Genomic DNA, 22,702 nt, shown 5'->3' on the forward strand with positions numbered 1-22,702 from the left:
GCACATTAGTATCACAGAGGCGATTACCGCTTGAGCTTGTTTATTAAGTCTGCTCTTAACTTACGTGCGTTTAATTCATCCAGTGGCTTAGTTTGCATGCCCTGAGCTGACTCTGGTATGTGCGAAACGTCATCGTCATCATGGTCAAAAATATAATGATTAAAATGCGCCTTCCAAGCTTGTCGTTGCGCTTTAGGTAAAGAGCGTAAGCTGAGCATTGCCAGTGCTAGGGCGTTATTGGGTCTTCCTAGGTAAGCGGGTGTATCTCGCCACCAATGGGTAATGAGTACATTAAATGCTTCGATACCACTGACTTGATGCCACCACATGCTTGGAACATACAGTACATCGCCAGGCTCTAGCTCGGCAGTTTGAGCAGCGTTGAGGGCATGTTGGTATTTGGGGAATTTTTCAAAGTCAGGATTATCAAAATCCACCATACTGATTTCTTGGCCGCCGGGTGCAAATTCCATTGGGCCAGTATATAAATTGCCTACTTGCTCAGGAGGAAATAAGGTAAATGTTCGCTTTCCCACAACGTTACAGGCTAGATTCTGAGGAAAATCAAAATGCGCCGCAATACGAGATTGATTGCCTAACCACACACTTGTCAGAGGATGAATCTTGTCAAATGTTAGACTGTTTTCAGCAGCAAGCCCTGGCAGAAACTGATTAATTTCTGTTGATCCCATATAAATACTGGGTGGAAAGGCATCGTCTTTATGGGTAAATAGCTTATCAATGACTTGGCGTAAGTTTAGCTGCGCTGCTTGATAGTTAAAACCATTGACTTGCTCGTTATAAAAAACACGCCCTTTATGCTCTGGGGAAACATAATAGGCGGTAACTGGTGCTTCTTGATAAAATGTCAGTAAGTATTGTGCTGCGGCTTCTGCACTTTGTTGCCCTGCTTGCACAATAGGCCAATGAGCACATGCGCCTTTAAAAATCACAGGCTCATCTGTGTTATCAATCACTTCTAAAATATGACTGATTTCAGTGTTATCAATGACCCTGACTGCCTGCTTTTTTTCCATTGACTACAACCTTTTAAATAATCCTAACGAGACATTGCTATCTATTGTGCATTTTTAAAGTTGAGTAATTGTCTGATATTGGATTGTGATGCCAACGTCATATAAATTGCGTTCAAATAGCCATTTTGATGCAGCTCACCTAAAGTTTCGGCAGGTAAGCTTGCTAAGGTTTCTTCATTGATGGTGTAAAACCCTATCATTTGGTGTTTGGCGCCATTATCAAGTTCAATATCTAAAGTGAATGATTCAAGCAGTTCTAGCTTGATGAGCGTTTCAATGAACTGTTTACTGTCAATTAACCCATGGTGGATTACTTCGAGCATTTCACCGACTTCATCTAAATACGGTGTATTACCGCCGTATGGAAAAAATAGCGGCTCACCTTCAATTTCATTAATACGAGGATGATTAGGGTCAAGGTGAATCACACGTTGTACTTGCTCTACACCGTCTTCTTGAATAGTTTGTTGGCCGATTAAAAATGGCTGACGACGAACGGTAAGCGGGATATAAGATGCTTGCCATTTGCCATCTTGTAAAAACAAATTCTCTTTATGTTGAAAACCAAACATGGCAACAGAGTAAAACTGACCTGTATTACTGTCTTTTTGAAAAAAGATGGGATAGTGCGCTTGAACACTTCTGAATTCAGCTGGAAAAGTCACTGTATACCATAGGTTATCACCGTACTTTTCTGAGCGTTCGGTAATAATTTTAATATCTTTATGATCGACACTGTTGAGTAATACTGGTTTGTTCATGCTGACATCCTAATCAAATATTATTGGTTTTTGCTGTTTTTCAATTGTTCAAAAGAAAACAGTTATTGTTATTTTGTTGCTAAATATGGGGCAAGCCATATTGACGAATTTTATTGAGCAGCTCGCGATTGGTTGGCAGGATTTGCTTTAATCCCTGGGTTCGCTTGATATTTTCAGTAAACAACTGCTGAGCACGCTGTTGAAGCGTTGGTTTTAGGTGAGTTGGCACATGGGTCTCAAACGCCATTCCGTATAATACAAACTGAAAACTTGCAGCGGGAAATAACACGTCAGTGTGCTGAATATCATGCTTATTGGGCGTTTGGGTTCGCCATAGAGCTATCTGCTGTTGCAATGATTCTGGTATGGTCGATGACTCTCGATGATCATGCCAATAATCACTATCGCTGCGCTGACTTAATACATAATGTAACTTTAAAAATTCAATAATTTGTTGCCAATGCTGAGAAAATCGTTGATTGACTCTAGTGGCAACAATATCCATAACTTGTCTATTGGCAGGTAGTTGCTGCGCTAAGGTATTGGCGCTCCATTCAACTAATGCTAATGCAGAGGCTTCTAGCGGCTCAATAAAGCCCGATGCCATACCAATTGCCATACAATTGTTTTTCCAGCAAATTTTTCGGTGACCTGGTGCTATTGATAGTTTTCTAATATCAAGGTTATCGAGGTCAACATTGACACTGGGTCTTAAGTAGTCAATCAATTGCTGTTCAGCTTGCGCTTGGTCAGCATGGCTAGACGAATACACATGGCCCACACCACGTCTTGTCGGCAAGCCAATATCCCATATCCAACCATTGGTTTGCGCGGTTGAATGAGTGCATGAAGCAATCTCAGTATCATCAGTTGGGTAAGGGACTTGAATCGCTAACGCTGAATCGTTAAATAACACTGATTTTTGACATACAAACGGTACGTGCATTTGCTCACCGAGTAACAAAGATTTTACCCCTGTACAGTCAACAAAGAAGTCTGCTGTCTGCTCGCCTGAATGTTGAGTGACTAATGAACGAATATCGCCATTCTCAGCTTTTTGAATATCGCTGACATGGTCTTGAATATGAGTCACACCGAGCTTTTCGGTACAGTGTTGTTGCAGCAACTGACTAAATTTACCCGCATTGAGATGGTAACCGTAGTTGTTTTGAAACTGGTATTCACCGGTAGTAATTTGTTTAGGTGCCAAGCCCTGCATACTCAGTTGATTTTGTTGTCCAACAGCGTCAGCAAAACTGACTTGTTGACGGTGAGGCAGCCAAAAAGGGCATAAATCAATTTCGTTAGTGCCAATTGGCAAACTGAATGGATGAAGGTAATGATCTCGGGGTTGCTTGGTTAGATCAGCGTCTGGGCTATGGGTCCAATTGATAAAACGAGAGCCTTGTTTAAAGCTTGCATCGCAGCTGATTAAGAACTCAGTTTCACTGATACCGATTTTTTTCAGCGTCGTGCGCATTGAAGGCCAAGTGCCTTCACCAACACCAATAGTGGCAACATCTGGTGATTCAATTAACGTAATGTTGAGCTTAGGGGAGGGCGATAATTTGCCATTGTCAGCGTTATGTTCAGCAGCCAAAATGCCAGCGGTAATCCATCCCGCAGTGCCGCCGCCAACAATAATGATGTCTCTTATCGCGTGTTCCATAATCTGCCTATTATTGTTTTGTTTTATCGTTAAGGCTGTATTGAAATGTTTGTTACTAAGATTAATGTGATTTTGAGTTTATTTAGCATTGAATATTTTTCAATCACTTACAAGGGGTATAGCGTAATAATTTGTATTAATAAAAATCAAAATGAAATTTAAAAAAGGTGCAACGTCCTTGTTGCTAACGGATGTAGCTTAAAAAAGAGGTGACCATAATAGTCACCTCAAACGACCTTAGTTTACATTTTGCAAAAGGTGCACACGTTAGAATGTATAACGAGCGCCAAGACTGTATCGAGCTCCTGTTTGTGTGTAGTTAAGTACTTGAGTACTTGAACGACCATGAGTTCGAGTATTCTCTTCAGTAATGTTTAACCCTTCGAAGAATACTGTTAAGCCTTCAACTGCGGCGATGTCGTAACCAATATTGAAGTCAACTTGCGAGTATTCTTCAGTGTAAGATGGGTTAGCACCTGTACCGTCACCAGTTGAGTTCAAGAACTCATCACGCCAGTTCCAAGCAAGACGAGCTGAGAAACCGTAGTTTTCATAGATAGCAACAACGTTAGCTGTATCACTGATGTTAGTTAATACGTTTTGCGGCTCATCACCTGGACGGTTTAAGTTGAAGTTGTCATAAGAATCACCCGCGTTCACTAACGTGTAGTTAGCTTGCATACCGAAACCAGACTCTCCAAAGAAGTGCTGTACCGCAAACTCCCAACCATCAATAACTGAGCTGTCGCTGCTGTTAGACGGTGTGGTAATCACGAAGTTTAAATCAGGGTCACCAGGGTTACCTGTAATTTCGATATTACCGTTATCAGGGTTTAACGTAACGTTTGGATCTGTTGCGCCGTAGTTATCATAAATCCACTGGCGTTGCTCAATTGCGGTTGTTGCACCTGCAGCAATGGCTTCTTGAACGTAAACACCATTTGATGGATCCGGAATGTTGTAGATATTTGAATTAACAGGGTTACTGTCAATGAAGTTTGTTACGTCTTTACGGAAGTAACCAACAGAAACATAACTGCCTTCAGCGTAATACCACTCACCAGAGAAATCATAGTTAGTTGATTCAAGCGGTAATAAACTTGGGTTACCACTTTCACCACTACCACCACCACGGTTAGCGAGTGTGCCTACAGACGTACCACCTTGAATAGAGGTATAATCTGGACGACCAATGGTTTCACTGTAAGCTGCACGTAAATAGATATCTTCTACCACTTCAATGTTGAAGTTAAAGCTTGGTAGTAAGTAATCGTATGAACCTGTTTGAGTACCAAATACGCGGTTATCAGCCGTTGTACTTTCTAGAGCAATCTCAGTTTCCGCAATCCAAGTAGCTTGATCGTACGATGATACTGCAGACTTAGATTCAACATCGGTTTTCTCGTAACGCAAACCTAAGTGAACATCGAATGGCATATCACCAAGCTCGCCTTCGTAGTTATATTGTACGTAAGCAGATTGAGATTCTTCTTGAGTGAAACGGTCAGTATCGCTAGCGTAATCAGTCGATGGGCAGAAACCATTACCACAATCACCAATCGCTGTTGAGCCGTATAATTCAGCTGCACGTGCTCTTACTGCTTCAAAGTCCCATAAGAAGATAACGTCTTGTGGGTCAATAGAGGCAGAACCTTGATAATCAGAGAAGTCACCTTGTGAACCATCAAATTTATCTTGAACACTATCTGCAGGGAACCATGAAGGGTCAAAGTCGCCTTCAGCACCTACACCACCCCAGTCATTACGTTGAACGTTAACTGATTGAGAGTGGTTATTGACGTCAGTTGCAGCGATACCGAAATCAATACTACCCGCTTCTTCAAATACGTAAGTACCATTAATTTGTAATTGTTCAATTTCAGATTTATTGCGTGCATTACCAAATACTGAACCGGTCACGCGCATATCTTCAGGACGAACAGCATTACCGCCACCCACAGCTAGAACGGGTACATCACCAGTAAAGTCAGTCGCTGCACTTGTACGAATAAATGCTGCTGTACTTAAGTTACTGTTACTACCATTTTTGTTGTTTGGTGAGCGTTCAGCTTCTGAAGTATGGTAATCCAATGATAAGAATAAATTATCAGTAGCATCCCACTCTAAGTTAAAGCCTAATGAGCCACTTTCATCTCGGGTACCGTAATCACCAGCTGCCATTGATAAATCGGCGCCGCCATCAGGGTAAGTTTCAGAGTAAACAAGTGGAGAAGATACTGGGCCGTCAGACCAAGTACTTTCTTGTGTTGGTACGAAGTTAAACCATGCGGAAACATCATGAGATTGGGTATCAATATCATTTTGCATGTAGGTGTAATCTAAAGTTGCACGTAATGAATCAATTGGCTCATATTGCAGTACTAATTGACCATTTGTACGGGTACGTTGTTGCTCTTCAAAACGGTAAACCGTGGTTTGAGGAACTGCATATACGTCATCTTCGCCTGGGCGGTTGATTTGGTTATCATCTTTTGGAACACCACCCCATTCAGCGTTATCGCCGCCCCAATCTTGGTCAACAATACCAGGGAAACTACGCCAGCCTGTACCTACTTGAGCTTGCTGATTACCACTTTCACGTTCTTGGTAGCTTGCAGAAATAGAGATACCAAATTTGCCATCAGCAAAGGTATTTGAATATAAACCTGATAATTCAGGTGTTACAGAGCCTTCATCTGTTGATGTGTCATCAACGGCTTTAACACCAAATGTGGCTTTAAGACCTGGAGAGCTTAAAGGGCGATGAGTTAGAACATTAATGGTTGCACCGATACCACCCGTTGAGTTTTTCGCTTGGCTGGTTTTTTCAACTTCAACAGCGCTAATTGCTTCAGAAGCAATATTGGCGAAGTCGAATGAGCGCGAACCTGTGGTTACTGGCATTTGACGATTGTTCAGCATAACCAAGTTTTGGTCTGCACCGAAACCACGAACAGACACTCGGCTACCTTCACCATTTTGTCTGTCGATAGATACACCAGTAATACGTTGCAGAGATTCTGCTAAGTTACTATCCGGGAATTTACCAATATCTTCCGCGTTAATCGCATCAACGATACCGTCAGAGCTTCTTTTTAAATCCATTGATTTAATTAAGCTTCCACGAATACCAGTGACCTGAAGCACCTCGATGTTTTCATCTGCAGCGACTTCGTCTGCTGCAAATGCAGGCATCATGGTGCTTGCACTCAGTACTACCGACAAACTAGTGGCAATTCTGGTCTTTTTGAATGTTCTAGATTTCATCTAAGTCTCCCCTCGACTAGATCTCAGGCTACTACTCTCTGATTTTTTTATTCGGATTACGCATTCACGTAATGTGTTTTATTCATCATTTGTAAACGCTTTTAAAAGCCTTTATGTAAAAGTTAATGTAAGCGCTTACATAAAACTAGATTAATTTGTTAACAGCGTCAACAATAATTACGACAAAAAGTCACAACTTGTTAACCTTGTTTTTATAAATGGATAAAGTGATATTTTTTAGTTTATTGTTTTAATTGGTTTAATTTTGTTTTTTGTGCTTTTTTTTGTAGAAATAAAAAAGAAATATTTTTGTGATAGCGCTTACATTTTTATTGTGAATTTTAAGGTAGGGAGTTTGGTTTGTTGCAAATTTAAAATCATCATTTTTAAATCAAGACAATATACTGATTTAACTGGTTCCGATTTAAGGTTTCTTTGCCCGTTATTTGGTGCGATTACTCATGTTTCAGCTGGCTACTTAGGCACCTAAAAAGAGACGTTAGCCTCTAGGCAACGCTGAAGCACTTTTGAGCTTCAATTAATCAGTCAGTTCGTTCTTGAGTACTAAGCCTGATAAGTGAATAACCGAAATTAACACGATTGAAAAACAAAAGTGCCAGGGCATATTACTTGAACAGAGTACCTAGACAGAGCACCTAGATAGAGTAATCTGTGCAGGGTGCAGAGTGCAGAGTGCAGAGTGCAGAGTGCAGAGTGCAGAGTGCAGAGTGCAGAGTGTATAACGGTAAAGCGAGTAGAAGGTTATCGGGAATAAAGCGGTAGCGAGTAAACGATAAAGGAGGGTGATATTAACACCTTGTGGATATCATGATAGGCGATATGCAAGTTTTGCTTGTACTCATTACTACGGAAACTCTAACTGTTTAAAGGAATAGGCAGAGAGGATATTGGCATAGTATTAAGGTTATCGGGGCAATATAAAGCGTATAGATAAACAGTATATGAGGGAATAGCGAGTTAGACTACTCCCTTAACGTCTTCAATTTCGAAGGTTACTTGTGTGGTGATGTCGCAGAGTCTCTCACTATCAGTTGCGGGATGAAGGTGTTTTCGACTATCGCTTTAGGGTCATTATATACATGCTTAAGCACCCAAAAAGCAGCCATTTTACCCATTTCATGGATGGGGTTGTTCACTGTGGTGAGCTTTGGTGAAATATATTGTGGAAAAGGAATATTATCGTAGCCAACAAAAGAGAGTTCTTCAGGGATTTTCATGCCTTTTTCTAAGCAAACTGCAATCGCTCCTGAAGCCATCTGATCACTGGCACATACCACTGCTGTGAAAGGCTTATCGATGGTGAATAAATGATTCATCGCATCACTGCCGCCAAATTCACGGAAGTTACCTTCATAAAATAATGTCTTATCAAAGTCGACATTGAACTCTTTTAACGCTCGTTTATGTCCGAGTAAACGGTCTTGAGCATCTAGCTTATATAACGGGCCTGAAACGTAAGCAAGATCAGTATGACCTTGACTCAAAATATGCTTGGTTGCTAAATATCCGCCCAGTTCATTATCTAAATAAACACAACAATCACTGATTTCTTCAATATAGCGGTTAATGAGAACAATGGGAGTGTTGCCTTTATGTAGATTTATCAAGTATTCATCATCGACAGCTTCAACGTCTAGAATCAACGCATCACAGCCACGGCTCATTAAAAACTCGACACCGTCTTTTTCCTGTGATTCAACACTATGGTCAGCGGCAATAATAACGTGCTTATTGCCAGCTCGAAGCGCGGTTTCAATCTCGGTCATCATAGGGCCATAGTATGGACCATCAAGTTGAGAGACTAAGACTCCAACACTGTTTGAGCGACTAGACGCTAGTGATTGAGCGATGGTATTAGGTCGATAACCTAACTGATCCATTGCGCTTAATACTTTCTGGCGTGTTTTTTCACTGACCTTAGTATTGTTATTCATCACTCTTGATACCGTTGCCAGCGAAACACCTGCTAACACTGATACATCATATATAGTCGCCATATATCCCTATTTAATACTTGTTTTGCTAGTCAAAATCGAAAAACGCCGATAAGACTAGCATGAACCTTTTAGCATAATCATCAAAAAAACAGATAAATTGACGAATGTAACTCAATCATCAGGCCAATTTGACAGCATTTTCTTTTGATAGTGTAAATTGTATCAAGGCTGTTTGTTGTTAACTATATACAATTCTGAGTAAATTTATACTAACAGCTTTATCTATTAACCCATTGATAGTTATTCTGTAATCGCAGCATGAACCTGGCTTACGGCTTTGTTATCTAAGGTATACCATTTCATTACGATGGCTACGATGATAGAGCCGACAGCAGGGTAAAGGGTAAATGACATCAAAATACCGTGTTGTGTCGCTTCTGTTTGCTCTACATCTGCTTGATAGCCATAAAAAGCCAGTAACCAACCAGCAGCTGCGCCACCAATTGCAACACCAAGCTTAATAAAGAAAATGATTGAAGAATAAATCATGCCAGTAATTCTAACGCCTGTTTTGTATTGGCCGTAATCGACAACATCCGCCATTTTAGCCCATAGCAATGGGGTGCCCATATTGAAGGTGAAGCCCCAAATAATGAACAGCGCAAATGCCATTTCCACTTGTTCACCCGATACAAAGTAGGCTGCTATACATAACGCAGCAGCAATAATTTGAATGGTAATATAAGCTTTTACTTTACAGACTCGTTTGGCTAAAGGCTCAGCTAAGATACAGCCAAAAATATTACCTATCATTCCAAGCGTGATAAATAAGGTAATGGAGTCAGGCATATTCAAATAATACTTAACGTAATAAATCGCTAAACTGGTTTTTAATACCATTCCTGATAATAACCAAATCGCAGCGATTGAAAGAATGCGCCACTGATCGTTTTGCCAGAGTAATTTAAAGTCTTTTTTGAAGCTGAGGTTTTGATCTTTAGGAGGATGTAAGCGCTCTTTGGTTCCTAAGAAGCACAAGATAAACATCACTACGCCCAAGGCACTCATTGCCGCAATCGTAAGCTGATAACCTTTAGCTTGATCACCTTGTCCGAAATATTCAACTAAAGGTAAGGTTAATGCCGACACCATTAATCCACCAATCATGGCAAACACAAAGCGATAAGACTGGACGGAAACACGTTCTTTTGGATCTGCGGTTAATACGCCACCTAATGCACAATAAGGAATATTAATGGCGGTATAAACCATCATCAGGGCGGTGTAGGTAACAAAGGCATAGATCATCTTGCCTTCTTCCGCTAAATCTGGCGTGGTGAAGGCCATAACACTGATAATACCGAAGGGCAGAGCAAACCAAATAAGGTAGGGGCGGAACTTACCCCATTTTGTTTCGGTTCTATCGGTTAATGCGCCCATTAGCGGATCGGTTATTGCGTCGATAAATCGTACTGCAAGGAACATGGTGCCGACAAATGCCGGCGAAATTCCAAAAATATCAGTATAAAAAAAGGTTAAAAATAACATCACGGTTTGAAACACGATGTTACTGGCGGTATCACCTAATCCATAGGCTATTTTCTCTTTAACGCTAATCATTGAAAACCTCTTTCGGGTTATTATTCTTTTTAAGTAGGGTTTTGAGTATTTATCGATTAATCAATGCGTTGATTAATAAAGTCACGGTAAGCTAAGCCACTGCGCTTTATGGTGCGTTTTTGTATTTGGTAATCAACATACACTATTCCGAAGCGTTTTAAATAGCCTTCCGCCCATTCAAAGTTGTCCATTAAGCTCCAAGCAAAATAGCCATCAACTTTCACGCCTTGCTCTATAGCATTATTTACAGCGTTTAAATGGGCTTGATAATATTCCAGGCGGTCAATATCGTTAACGGCGTTATCTTCAATGTGATCGTCAATTGCCGCGCCATTTTCAGTGATATAAATAGGAGGTAATGAGTAGGTATTATTGAGACTGGTTAATAAGTCAGTGAAGGCTTCTGGATAAATTTCCCACCCAATATCTGTTTTAGGGGCATCCTTCATATCTATTTGGACAAATTGATTGTCGCTACATGCTTGATAAACGGCGCGGGTATAAAAGTTAATGCCTAAAAAGTCGATTGGCTGACTAATGATTGCCATATCGCCTGGTTCAATGTCGGGTTTATCACCAGTATCAAAATCGTTAATGATTGCTGGATACTCACCATCCATAATGGGTTTGATATACCACTGGTTAAAGTAGTCATCTGCAATCTGTGTCGCTTTTTTATCTTCTGCGCTTTGGGTCAGTGGATAGCAAGGCGTAAAGTTAAGCACAATACCATTAAGAGATTGGGGACTATTTTTTTGAATCACTTGCATAGCCAATCCATGTGCAAGTAATAAATGGTGCGCAGATTTACGGCCAAAAGCTTTGGTAGCAAGCCCTGGTGCATGAATACCAATTTCATAACCTAGATATGAACTACAAAAAGGTTCATTTAAGGTGGCGTAGGAATACACTCTATCACCTAAGGCTTTAGTAATTTTGTCCGCGTAGTCTTGAAAAAGGTATGCCGTATTTCGATTAAGCCAGCCACCTTCATCTTCAATATGTTGAGGTAGATCCCAGTGATATAGGGTGACGTACACTTTAATATTACGACGGTTTAATTCATCCATTAAGTTGATATAAAAGTTAACCCCATCTTGATTTAAGCTGCCATCTTGGTTAATCACTCTTCCCCACGAAAGTGATAAACGATAAGCATCGACACCTAAAGATTCGATTAAATTGACATCTTCTTTCCAAAGCGCAACGTGCTCGCAGGCTTGCTTACCGTCTGAACCATCTCGAATTTTATCTGGAGTCGCACAAAAGGTATCCCAAATACAAGGCAAGCGAGAATCTGCTGCTCCTTCAATTTGGAAAGAGGCAGTTGCCACTCCAAACGTAAATGATTTTGAGTGCATTTTAGAATTTTCGGGTAGAGAAATTTTCATATTTATTATTCACTTAATATGTTTCAGGCGTATTTGTGTCAACGAAACTACAGCGTCTTTTACTCAGGGTAATACCTAAGTGTTTTTACAATGATTACTTACAAAAAGCGTTGACTTTCGTTATCGATATGTTAAAAATGAAAGCGCTTACATCGAGATTAGTGATTAATTAACAAAAGGTCAATAATTGATTTAGATAAATCTTGAAACAGCCTATCTGCGTACTACTAAAGGTGTACAGCTACAGTGCTTAGATAGTCATCGACCATAAATAGATAATAATTAAAGAGGGAATGACATGGCCAGTGCACCATTAAATGCAGAGTCTGCAGAAATGGGAAGTGTTCATCAAAGCGGTAACTTTAAGTTTGCGTTGATGGCATTAACCTCATTATTTTTTATGTGGGGATTTTTGACCTGCTTAAATGACATCTTAATTCCATATTTAAAAAGTATGTTTGAATTAAGTTACACCCAAGCCATGTTAGTGCAGTTTTGCTTCTTCGGTGCTTACTTTATTGTTTCCGTACCTGCTGGGGCTTTAGTTGGCAAAATAGGCTATCAAAAAGGCATTGTGACAGGGCTTGCGATTGCCTGCGTTGGCTGCTTGATGTTTTATCCATCAGCTAGCTATGCCTCTTATTGGATGTTTTTAAGCGCGTTTTTTGTATTGGCTGCTGGTATTACAATTTTACAAGTTGCAGCGAACCCTTATGTCAGTGCGTTAGGCCCAGCTGAAACCGCTTCTTCTAGACTGACGATGACCCAAGCATTCAATGCGCTTGGTACCACTGTCGCGCCATTTTTTGGCAGTTACCTCATTCTTAGCAATATGAGTCACAGTGATGATTCAGCTGCTGTTGAAAGTGCAACCATTGAAGCCGTTCATCAAGCAAGTACTGTGCAAGTTCCTTATTTAATGTTAGCTGGTGCATTGTGTGTGCTGGCGATAATTTTCTTTGTTTTAAAGCTACCTGTACTTGGTATCAGTGAACAAAACACCCAACAGTCTTCTTCTGATACTGGCAGCGCTTGGAAGTTTCCACACCTTGTTTTAGGTGCAGTAGGTATTTTTGTTTATGTGGGCGCTGAAGTGGGTATTGGTAGCTTTCTGATTAACTTTTTAACTCAACCTGATATTGGTGGCTTTACTGAAGCGTAAGCGGCTAAATACATTGCGTATTACTTTGGTGGTGCCATGGTCGGACGCTTCATTGGCGCATTAGTCATGCAAAAAATTGCGGCGGGTAAAGTACTGGCCTTTAATGCAATTTGCGCCGTGCTATTAGTGGCCGTTGCGATGCTTGCTGAGGGCACGACCGCGATGTGGGCTCTGCTGTTGGTTGGATTATGTAATTCAATCATGTTCCCGACGATTTTCAGTTTAGCACTGACCGATTTAAAGCAACACACCAGTCAAGGCTCAGGCGTACTGTGTTTAGCCATTGTGGGTGGGGCTATTGTGCCGCTACTACAAGGCATGCTAGCTGACTCATTTGGTATTCAAATGGCGTTTATTTTACCGTTAGTTTGTTATGCCTTTATTGCCCATTATGGCCTTATTGGCAGTAAAGCAAAGCGTCCACAAGCGTAATACCACAAGTTTTTTATTAATTAATTTTCTGCGAAGGCAGATTGGATAGAAAAGGCAATATTATGGATAAGGCAACTAACGTATTCGCAAATAAGCAAATAACCTTGCCAGTCACTCTGCTAGCTGTCGTGATGGGTTTATCGGCATGTGGCGAAGATGAAACAAAGAAATCAGTACCAAAGGTAAGTGATGATAAACCTGCACCTGTAGCTGAAACGTCACAAACTGCGTCCAATAAGATTGTTTCTGGGACTATTTCAGGCGACATTTCTATTTGGCCAGAGTTAGCGATTCCATTCACAAAAGACGCTGCGCTTGAGAAGCGAATTTCTGATTTGATGGCGACAATGACACTTGAGCAGAAAGTTGCGCAGATGATCCAACCTGAGATCCGTGATATTACCGTTGAAGATATGCGTACTTATGGATTTGGCTCTTACCTTAATGGTGGTGGCGCCTATCCTAATAATGATAAACATGCCACGCCTGCAGATTGGATTAAACTCGCCGAAGATATGTACCAAGCATCTATAGATGACAGTATTGATGGCAATGCAATTCCAACTATGTGGGGCACAGATGCCGTTCACGGTCATAATAACGTTATTGGCGCTACGCTTTTTCCTCATAACATTGGTTTAGGTGCGGCGAATAATCCAGACTTAATTCGTGAAATAGCCGCCATTACCGCTAAAGAGGTTATGGTAACAGGTATTGATTGGGTATTTGCCCCCACGGTTGCTGTTGTACGTGATGATCGCTGGGGACGTACATACGAAGGCTATTCTGAAGATCCACAAATAGTTAAAGCCTACTCTCATGCTATCGTCGAAGGTCTTCAAGGCAAGGTCGGAGATGACTTTTTATCTGATCAACATGTTATTTCCACAGTGAAGCATTTCTTAGGAGATGGTGGGACTGAAAAAGGGATAGACCAAGGACAAAACCTAGATTCTGAGCAAGTGCTATTTGATATTCATGCTCAAGGTTATGTGGGCGGATTGACTGCTGGCGCTCAAACCGTCATGGCGTCGTTTAATAGCTGGCAAGGCAAGAAAATTCATGGCGAAAAATACCTACTGAATGATGTACTTAAAGACAAAATGGGCTTTGATGGCTTTGTTGTAGGGGGATTGGAATGGTCATGGACAAGTCGATGGCTGTACTAATGAGTCATGTGCGCAAGCGGCAAATGCTGGGTTAGATGTGTACATGGTACCTACAAGTGCATGGAAACCATTATATGAGAATACGATTGCCCAAGTGAGAAATGGTGAAATCCCTCAAGCAAGAATAGATGATGCAGTTAGCCGTATACTCAGAGTGAAAATTCGTGCTGGCTTGTTCGAAAAACCCAGTCCTGCTAACCGTGAAATTTCAGGTAAAACTGAACTTATTGGTGCTAAGGCACATCGTGATGTCGCCAGACAAGCAGTACGCGAATCGTTAGTTTTACTGAAAAACAATAATAATGTGTTACCACTTTCTCCCAAAATGAACGTTTTAGTCGCTGGTGATGGCGCAGATAATATTGGTAAGCAATCTGGCGGGTGGAGTATCACTTGGCAAGGCACCGATAATCTAAATGAAGACTTTCCGGGTGCAACCTCTATTTATGCTGGTATTGCTAAAGATGTGACAGCGGCTGGTGGCCAAGTAACACTTAATGTTGATGGTCAGTTTGAAGCAAACAATAAACCAGATGTTGCTATTGTCGTATTCGGTGAAGAACCTTATGCAGAAGGTAATGGTGACATTGATAACCTTGAATATCAACGTGGTGATAAACGTGATTTAGCATTACTTCGTTCACTTAAGTCTCAAGGTATTCCTGTTGTGTCTATCTTTATCAGTGGTCGTCCTATGTGGGTGAATCCTGAGCTAAATGCATCGGATGCATTTGTTGCAGCTTGGCTTCCAGGTACTGAAGGTGATGGTATTTCACAAGTGCTATTTCGTGATAAAGACGGCAAAGTAAATCATGACTTTACCGGTAAACTTTCATTTTCGTGGCCAACTCGACCTCAGCAAACAGAAGTTAATGTCCATGATGAAAATTATCAGCCTTTATTCGCTTATGGCTATGGCCTGAAGTATGGCGAGAAGAGTGACGTGTCTAATGCGCTTTCAGAAGATAATTTTGCAGCAGAGGAGAAGTTAACTTCATTAGCATTGTTTGAACGTGCAGTAAAAGCGCCTTGGCGATTAATGATTGGTACTGAATCATCGTCCGATACTGTCAGTAGCAGCATTCAAAGTAATGATGTTGTGACGATCAGAACTTTTGATAAAGTTGTTCAAGAAGATGCTCGTTTAGTTAGTTTTAATGGTACAGGCCTTGGGTTTGTTGGATTAATCAGTAACTTCCCTCGTGACTTACGAGCATACTCAAACACCGATTCAGCGCTGTCAGTGTTAATTAAAACCACCAATAAAGTTGAGCAGCCTGTGATGTTAGGGGTTGCATGTGACCGTGATTGCCGCGCAGATGTGGATATTGCTAATGCTTTAAATACAGCTGTAGGTGAGTGGCAAACCATCAGTGTTGATTTGAAGTGCTTTGCAAATAAAGGCGTCAATTTCGGTAACATCAATACACCTTTCTATTTGGCAACCAATGGGAGCGCTGAGATTAACTTTAGCGACTTATTGATTGTGCCTAATGCGGCAGAAACAGCCACAATAACCTGCCCAGACGCCTAATATAATTTTTGTTTTGCCGGCTAGCATAATGCTAGCTGGCAAGTTATTCCTGCACTGTTGTGAACTTGCAATTAATTTTGTAGGGGATTTTGCTGGATTTTTTTCGTGTTTTTTGAGTATTCCTTGGGGGGAAAATGAAAAAAAGAGCATCAGTTTTAACTATCACAAGTGTGAGTCTCGCTGCAGCTATGTTATTAGGATGCGGCTCTGACAGTGCCACAGATGTTGTTGAAGACATGGCACCTGTCGATAACAGCGAAGAACAAGAAAACCTATGGAATTTGGTATGGAGCGATGAGTTTGATGGTACCACTATCGATTTAGACAAGTGGAACCTCGCATATAATTGTTATGGCGGAGGCAATGAGGAGCGGCAATGTTATACCCAGCGTCCCGAAAATAGCCAAGTTGCTGATGGAAAGTTAGTGATTACTGCACAGCGAGAAGATTTTAGTGGTCCTGCTGTTGCATTGGGCGATCCTAATTATGATGAAAACGATACGTCAAAACAGCAAGCGTACACATCAGCACGATTAGATTCGACGAACAAAGGTGACTGGAAATATGGCCGTTTTGAAATCCGTGCCAAAATGCCGCAAGGGCAAGGTACATGGCCAGCGATTTGGATGTTGCCAACAGATTGGGTTTATGGCCCATGGGCTGGTTCCGGCGAAATCGATATTATGGAAGCGGTTAACCTTAAAGTGGTGACTGAAGGCTCTGATCCCGAAGCTAAAATTCATGGCACCTTGCATTACGGTAAAGCCTGGCCTGGCAATGTGTACTCTGGCGCTGAATATAGCTTACCTGATGGGGCTAACCCAGCTGACGATTTTCATGTTTATGCCATTGAGTGGGAGAAGGATGAAATTCGTTGGTATGTTGATGACGTCCACTTTGCAACTCAACGTTCAACAGGTTGGTACAGTCAATACGTCGATAGTGATGGTAATCTCGCTAATGCAGCGGAAGATGCTCCTTATAATCAACCATTTCATATGATTTTAAATCTAGCAGTTGGTGGAACTTGGGCGGGTAATGTCAATAACACTGGGGTTGATGAAAGTGTTTTCCCGCAAGTATTAGAAGTGGACTACGTTAGAGTTTATGAGTGCAGTGTGTCACCCGAAACTGGGGCTGGTTGTGCCAGCGTAGGTGACAATGCTGAGATTGTTGAAGGGCATGTTGCCCCTGAAATCACTGTGCCATCAACAGATATAGGTGCGGGGCCAGAATTCATACTATATGACGAAGGACTCGCTGAGGGGTTAAGTCTTGATAGCTACAATCCTGATAATGCGGTGACATTACAAACGCTAACTGTTGAGGGAAAGGGGGAAGTGCTTCAGCTAGATAAAGTTGGCGCGACAGGTAATGCTTATTTTAGTTATCCACCTACTGCTGATTTGTCACATTGGTCAGCAAACGGCACTTTAGTTTTTGACTTAAATCTATTAAGCACAGACAACGACGTTGAGTTATTGGTCAAAATTGATAGTGGTTGGCCGAATGTTAGTGATGTGAGTGTTAGCTTACCTGAATTGAATACTTGGACAGAAATCCGTATACCTATTGCGGAACTTGTTGCCAGTGGTAATCGGTTTTCTCCAGGAAGTTTCGTTGATTTAGCATCAGTATCAAATCCCTTTGTCATTGAACCATTAGGCAATATGAGCTTACAAATCGATAATGTCCGTTATGAATATCAAGTATCAACGGCTAATGAGCTTATTATTTATGATGATGAAGTAAAAGCTCCTTTTACTATTGGTCATTATGCGGCATCAGGCAGCGTTGCAATTGAGCAACTAGACGTCGGTGCTGACCATGGCATTGTCAACCAGTTTAGTTTCAATACCGATGAGGCTGTGGTGTATTTTCAAAGTACAGGCTTGCAGCAAGATGTCAGTAGCTTTGCTGCGGTCGAATTTGATCTTAACGTCATAACAGACCCTCGCGAAGTACGCGATTTTAATATTAAAGTCGATTGTGGCCATCCATGTAGTTCAGGAGATTTTGCCATCCCAGCGCCTGAAGTTGGCGCATGGACACATTACCGTATTGCGTTAGCTGATCTCGTCGCCAATACAGGTTCAAGCTTGGTATTAACGCAAGTGGATGCGCCGTTAGTTATTTTCCCTGCATGGGGCAATCAAAATGGTGTTGTAATGCAGGTGGATAACGTGCAGCTGGTTAAATAAATGGGACAATACTTTTAAGATAACAAGTGTTAGTTACAGTAGCGTCACTGGATAACTCCAGCCTTTTAGCCACCATTTTGTGGCTAAAAGGATAATAACATTCAGGTTTGAATACGAATGCAGCCGAGGGTTAGAGGCTTTCAAGCTTATCCGACTTGGCTTACTATCAAACCTGTTATTACAAATGAGTAACAATAGCGGTATTAGCAAGGCTAATGATTAATGTCTAAGACAAGCTAAATAGTTATAAATATTTAGCTTGTTCAATGGCATAATGTGTTGATTATTTACGACTTAATCGTCGATATTTTCCAAGGAGTTACCTTTGAGTAGCCAGAGAATAGATCAACCTTTTGATATAACAGAAAATCAGTTACAGCAAGTTATCAGCATCGCTATAGACGCTGGTAATGCCATTATGCAGGTGTATTCATCTTCAGACTTGCAAGTCGTCACTAAACAGGATGACAGCCCAGTCACGGCTGCTGATATTGCAAGTCATAATGTCATTGTCGCTGGACTTGAAAGTCAGTTTGCAGGTATTCCAATCATGAGTGAGGAAGCTGCAGATATTCCGTGGGAAGAACGTCAATTATGGAACACCTATTGGCTCATAGATCCACTGGATGGAACGAAAGAATTTATAAAACGAAATGGTGAATTTACTGTCAATATTGCGCTAATACATCATGGTAAAGCCATCGCTGGAGTGGTGTACGCGCCAGTCCTAGAAACTTGTTATTCAGGTATTTGCCATCAAGGTGCTTGGCTAGAACAAGGTGATAAGCGAGTTAAGCTCGATATCAGCCAACGTCCTATTAGTGAAAACCCAATTGTTGTTGGTAGTCGCTCGCACATTAGCCCTGACGTAGCAGCGTATGTCGCTAATATTGGTGAGCATGAGATGCAAAGTGTCGGCAGCTCGCTTAAATTTTGTTTAGTGGCAGAGGGTAAAGCTGATGTGTACCCAAGAATGGGGCTAACAAGTGAATGGGATACCGCGGCGGCGCAAGCAGTATTAGAAAGTGCAGGTGGACAAGTGTTACGCCACCCAGATTTAGCACCGTTAGATTACAACCAAAAAGAAGATATTTTAAACCCGTATTTTATTGCGGCATCACCGAAATGGTTTGAGCGACAGTCCTGACTTCGTCATACATGACAGCTCATTATCACTCGTTGGGTTAATGCCGTGAATCTACGTGTTAAATGATAGATTATAATTAAATGGAGAGTGAAGCTATGATGCGCATGGGTGTTGACCTTGGCGGGACAAAAATCGAGTTAGTAGCGTTAGCGGATGATGGCAGCGAGCTGTTTCGTAAACGTGTTCCTACCCCAAAAAATTATCCTGGAACCTTAGATGCGATAATTGGACTCGTTTCTGAAGCTGAAGCTGAAACTCAGCAAACAGGCTCAGTTGGTGTAGGGATCCCTGGCGTTGTTTCACCTTTTACAGGATTAGTTAAAAACTCAAATTCTACTTGGATTAATGGACATCCATTAGATAAAGATTTGAGCGCCCGTCTTGATAGAGAAGTACGAGTTGCCAATGATGCTAACTGCTTTGCTGTATCTGAGTCAGTAGATGGCGCCGCAGCAGGAAAAGGCGTGGTTTTTGGCGTGATTATTGGAACGGGTTGTGGCGGTGGTTTATCTATTAATGGCAAAGTCCACGGCGGGGGTAATGGTATCGGCGGTGAATGGGGGCATAACCCATTACCTTGGATGACGCCTGATGAGTTCAACTCAACATCGTGTTTTTGTGGCAATAAAGATTGTATTGAAACCTTTATTTCTGGGACTGGCTGGGTAAGAGATTTTCGCCGAGCTGGAGGTGAGGCTGACAGTGGAATACAAATTTCACAGATGATGGCTGAAGGGCATCCCTTGGCTACTCAAGCTTTTGTTCGTTATATCGACCGTTTAGCACGCTCTCTTGCCCACTTAATCAATATGATTGACCCTGACGTTATTGTATTAGGTGGCGGGGTATCGAACATTGATGCCATTTACAAAGAGTTGCCTAAGGTGTTGCCTAAATATGTCGTCGGCCGTGAATGCGACACGATAGTGGTCAAAAACCAGTTTGGTGCGTCATCAGGTGTACGTGGCGCAGCGTGGCTATGGGGTAAAGATAGCCATTAATGAGAGTTTTTGATTTGTTTCTGTATTGATTATTTAGGTCATTACACTTCAAATTCAGAGCATACAAAAAACACTAGCGACGCTTATCATAGCGTCGCTTTTTTATGCTTAAAGCAATTTTATGTTCATCATATTGGTGACGATATGATGTTGGTGAAATGTGGAGCGTGACTGGATAACATATAGGTATTAGTAATCTATTCCTTAACAAGCTAATATATTGCTGCGAATAATCTTTGGGTATCTTAATGTTTTGGCTTAAAAAAATACTTTCACAATTAGTCATGCCTGTACCATTTACACTTTTGTGTTTGCTCATGGCTCTACTCATTTGGCGTTACTGCAGTAAACATAAAAAAGTTATTGGACAGCTGTGTCTATTTTTAGGCTTTTCAACCTTATTGGTCTTCAGTAACTCATATGTATCTGCTGCGCTATCCCATAGTTTAGAGTCAAGGTACTCAGTGAACGAAATTCCGCTGTCTTTTGCTTATGATGAAAATGAAAATTATCAATGCTATGTGATGGTGTTAGGCTCAGGCCATACTGAAAATAACGAGATCAGTGCTGTACAGCAGTTATCATCGACCGCACTTGCAAGGTTGATGGAAGGCCTACGACAGCTAGATATCGCAGACAGGCCATGTACCTTAGTCGTCAGTGGTTGGAGCGGCGGAATTACCCCAACGCCCCATGCGATGATCATGAAACGTGCAGCCATTGAACTTGGGGTGCCAGCTGAAAGCATTACCATTTTTCCAACAGCGTTAGATACCATAGAAGAAGCACAAGCAATGAAGCAGCTGGTAGGAAAAACACCATTTATACTGGTTACCTCAGCGACGCATATGCCAAGATCGATAAAAATATTTAGCCAAGAAAACCTATTTCCAGTAGCTGCGCCAACGAACTTTATCAGTTCTACAGGCTATTGGTGGCGGTTTAGCGCTGAAAACTTGTTTATTTCTCAACGGTCGATTCATGAATATGTCGGGATGGAATGGCTAAAAATAAAACGGTTTTTGATTGAAACCTTTGAATAACAACCTTTAATCCTTACAAGCTAAACGTTGGCAACATGACTCAAGAAAACACATTATTAATCAGTCCATTTGGTAAGCGTAATGGTATAACCTTAACCGTGTTCGGTTCGCTAGCGTTATTTATCAGCCTAGTGTTATTTATCACTGCAAAACACCTATTTGGGATCGGCATTGTGTTATTTGGTTTTGGCAGTGTGAGTTTAATTTTAGGTATCGCTAAAATTAACCAACCTAGTGCCAGTTTTAAGTTAACACAGGCAGGAGTCGAATATTTCCATCGACGCGGTACTGTCCATATCGGGTGGAACAATATCCAGCGAATTGATGTATCAAGAGTGACTCAAAACCTTGAATTAATCGAATTGCCCTACATTGGCTTTAAGCTCAAAAAAATAAACCCCATTCTAGATAATATTTCCCCACGATTGGCGACAGGTCTGTTAACTGAGCAGCGCCCGTTATTGATGACGGCAGCGACACAAGATGAAGACTTACAAAGTTTAGAAACCTACCTAGGCGCTGAGTTTACTCCTTTGGTCGTTAATGGGGATCGTTACAGAGGCGTGTTAGCAATGTTTGGCCATCGCTGTCAGACACTTGAAAGTCATCTCGGGTTTCATTTATATATTTCTGTAGATAGCCTTGATAGGGCACCAATGGCGTTTGTGGCTTTACTAAGGGAGTGGCAGCAAGAGTTTGGTGGAGAAGGAGAAGAAGTAACGTAAACTTTGTTATTGTCTCGTGGGTGATGGTTCAAACATCACTTGAAACAACAACAAAGCTTATTAATACAGTTATCAACACATTTCGGTGAAAACTAAGCTGTCACGGCTGCAGAAAGTTGTGGGTTATCAGTTTTTTCTTCTGATGAATCACTGATCACTTTTTCATTTGAGATTAACTGATGTTCAGCGCTTTCGTCATAAGCTTTGCGGTATCCGATAAACTGACCATTATCTAAGATTTCCATACGCTTACTGTAAACTTCACCATCAAACGTACCTGTATTGGTGATTGATAATTTATCGCACGTAATATTACCTGTCATCAAGCCTGACACTGACGCTTCAACACAAATCACGCCACCAGTCACTACACCTGTTGATTCTACTGTTACGTTACCTGTTGCACGAATTTCACCGTTGATTTTGCCTGCAATCAAGACGTCCCCAACAACTTTGATATTACCCGTGACTTCACAGTCGTTTGCGATAAAACTGAGGTTGTTTGCCGGACTTTTTTTACTAAACATGTAGACTCTCTTTTCGCATAATTAGGCCGCAATAAAACTGATAAGCGCGGCGAAAATG

Annotated in this window: 13 protein-coding genes and 2 pseudogenes; 7 read left to right on the top strand and 8 right to left on the bottom strand. The window is 41.3% G+C overall.

Features of this window, described 5'->3' with window-relative positions; all coding sequences use genetic code 11:
* Nucleotides 1-23 precede the first annotated feature (23 nt).
* The 7 genes from SJ2017_RS07385 to SJ2017_RS07415 form a co-directional block, all read right to left on the bottom strand.
* Nucleotides 24-1,037, bottom strand: coding sequence for a cupin-like domain-containing protein (locus SJ2017_RS07385; protein ID WP_080915351.1), 1,014 nt, complete (start codon nt 1,035-1,037; stop codon nt 24-26).
* Between the two features lie 41 nt (nt 1,038-1,078).
* Entirely contained in the window at nt 1,079-1,798 is a 720-nt protein-coding gene (locus SJ2017_RS07390) for a SapC family protein (RefSeq protein WP_080915352.1), read from the bottom strand.
* Nucleotides 1,799-1,877: 79 nt separating this feature from the next.
* Nucleotides 1,878-3,467: a tryptophan halogenase family protein gene (locus SJ2017_RS07395; protein WP_080915353.1), complete on the bottom strand. Its 1,590-nt coding sequence runs from the start codon at nt 3,465-3,467 to the stop codon at nt 1,878-1,880.
* A gap of 267 nt (nt 3,468-3,734) precedes the next feature.
* On the bottom strand, nt 3,735-6,734 hold the full coding sequence (locus SJ2017_RS07400) for a TonB-dependent receptor (protein ID WP_065109172.1): 3,000 nt from the start codon (nt 6,732-6,734) through the stop codon (nt 3,735-3,737).
* A 1,013-nt stretch (nt 6,735-7,747) separates the two neighbouring features.
* A complete protein-coding gene (locus tag SJ2017_RS07405) occupies nt 7,748-8,752 on the bottom strand; it encodes a LacI family DNA-binding transcriptional regulator (RefSeq protein WP_080915354.1) in 1,005 nt (334 codons plus the stop codon).
* Between the two features lie 240 nt (nt 8,753-8,992).
* Nucleotides 8,993-10,312 (bottom strand): glycoside-pentoside-hexuronide (GPH):cation symporter, encoded by a 1,320-nt coding sequence (locus SJ2017_RS07410; protein ID WP_080915355.1) that lies wholly within the window; start codon nt 10,310-10,312, stop codon nt 8,993-8,995.
* Nucleotides 10,313-10,368: 56 nt separating this feature from the next.
* Entirely contained in the window at nt 10,369-11,703 is a 1,335-nt protein-coding gene (locus SJ2017_RS07415; RefSeq protein WP_080915356.1) for a GH1 family beta-glucosidase, read from the bottom strand.
* Nucleotides 11,704-12,001: 298 nt separating this feature from the next.
* Between SJ2017_RS07415 and SJ2017_RS07420 the strand changes: the two are divergent.
* The 7 genes and pseudogenes from SJ2017_RS07420 to SJ2017_RS07450 all read left to right on the top strand — a co-directional run bounded on the left by SJ2017_RS07420 (nt 12,002) and on the right by SJ2017_RS07450 (nt 22,117).
* Nucleotides 12,002-13,297, top strand: a pseudogene (locus SJ2017_RS07420) (sugar MFS transporter).
* Between the two features lie 62 nt (nt 13,298-13,359).
* Nucleotides 13,360-16,000 (top strand): annotated as a pseudogene (locus SJ2017_RS21865) (glycoside hydrolase family 3 protein).
* Between the two features lie 134 nt (nt 16,001-16,134).
* A complete protein-coding gene (locus SJ2017_RS07430) occupies nt 16,135-18,201 on the top strand; it encodes a glycoside hydrolase family 16 protein (protein WP_080915357.1) in 2,067 nt (688 codons plus the stop codon).
* Between the two features lie 325 nt (nt 18,202-18,526).
* The gene (gene cysQ / locus SJ2017_RS07435) at nt 18,527-19,348 is read left to right on the top strand and encodes a 3'(2'),5'-bisphosphate nucleotidase CysQ (protein ID WP_244899785.1); all 822 of its coding nucleotides are present in this window, start codon (nt 18,527-18,529) and stop codon (nt 19,346-19,348) included.
* A gap of 95 nt (nt 19,349-19,443) precedes the next feature.
* Nucleotides 19,444-20,349 carry a fructokinase gene (gene mak, locus SJ2017_RS07440; RefSeq protein WP_055023036.1) on the top strand — a complete coding sequence of 302 codons (906 nt, stop codon included), beginning with the start codon at nt 19,444-19,446 and terminating at the stop codon, nt 20,347-20,349.
* Between the two features lie 317 nt (nt 20,350-20,666).
* Nucleotides 20,667-21,392 carry a YdcF family protein gene (locus tag SJ2017_RS07445; RefSeq protein WP_338057691.1) on the top strand — a complete coding sequence of 242 codons (726 nt, stop codon included), beginning with the start codon at nt 20,667-20,669 and terminating at the stop codon, nt 21,390-21,392.
* A gap of 35 nt (nt 21,393-21,427) precedes the next feature.
* Nucleotides 21,428-22,117, top strand: a complete 690-nt coding sequence (locus SJ2017_RS07450) for a DUF2982 domain-containing protein (protein ID WP_080915360.1) — start codon at nt 21,428-21,430, stop codon at nt 22,115-22,117.
* Between the two features lie 92 nt (nt 22,118-22,209).
* Here the strand turns inward: SJ2017_RS07450 and SJ2017_RS07455 are convergent, their stop codons facing one another.
* The gene (locus SJ2017_RS07455) at nt 22,210-22,644 is read right to left on the bottom strand and encodes a bactofilin family protein (RefSeq protein ID WP_055023033.1); all 435 of its coding nucleotides are present in this window, start codon (nt 22,642-22,644) and stop codon (nt 22,210-22,212) included.
* Between the last annotated feature and the right edge of the window lie 58 nt (nt 22,645-22,702).

The organism is Shewanella japonica (genome assembly GCF_002075795.1).
GTDB classification, from domain to species: Bacteria; Pseudomonadota; Gammaproteobacteria; order Enterobacterales; family Shewanellaceae; genus Shewanella; species Shewanella japonica.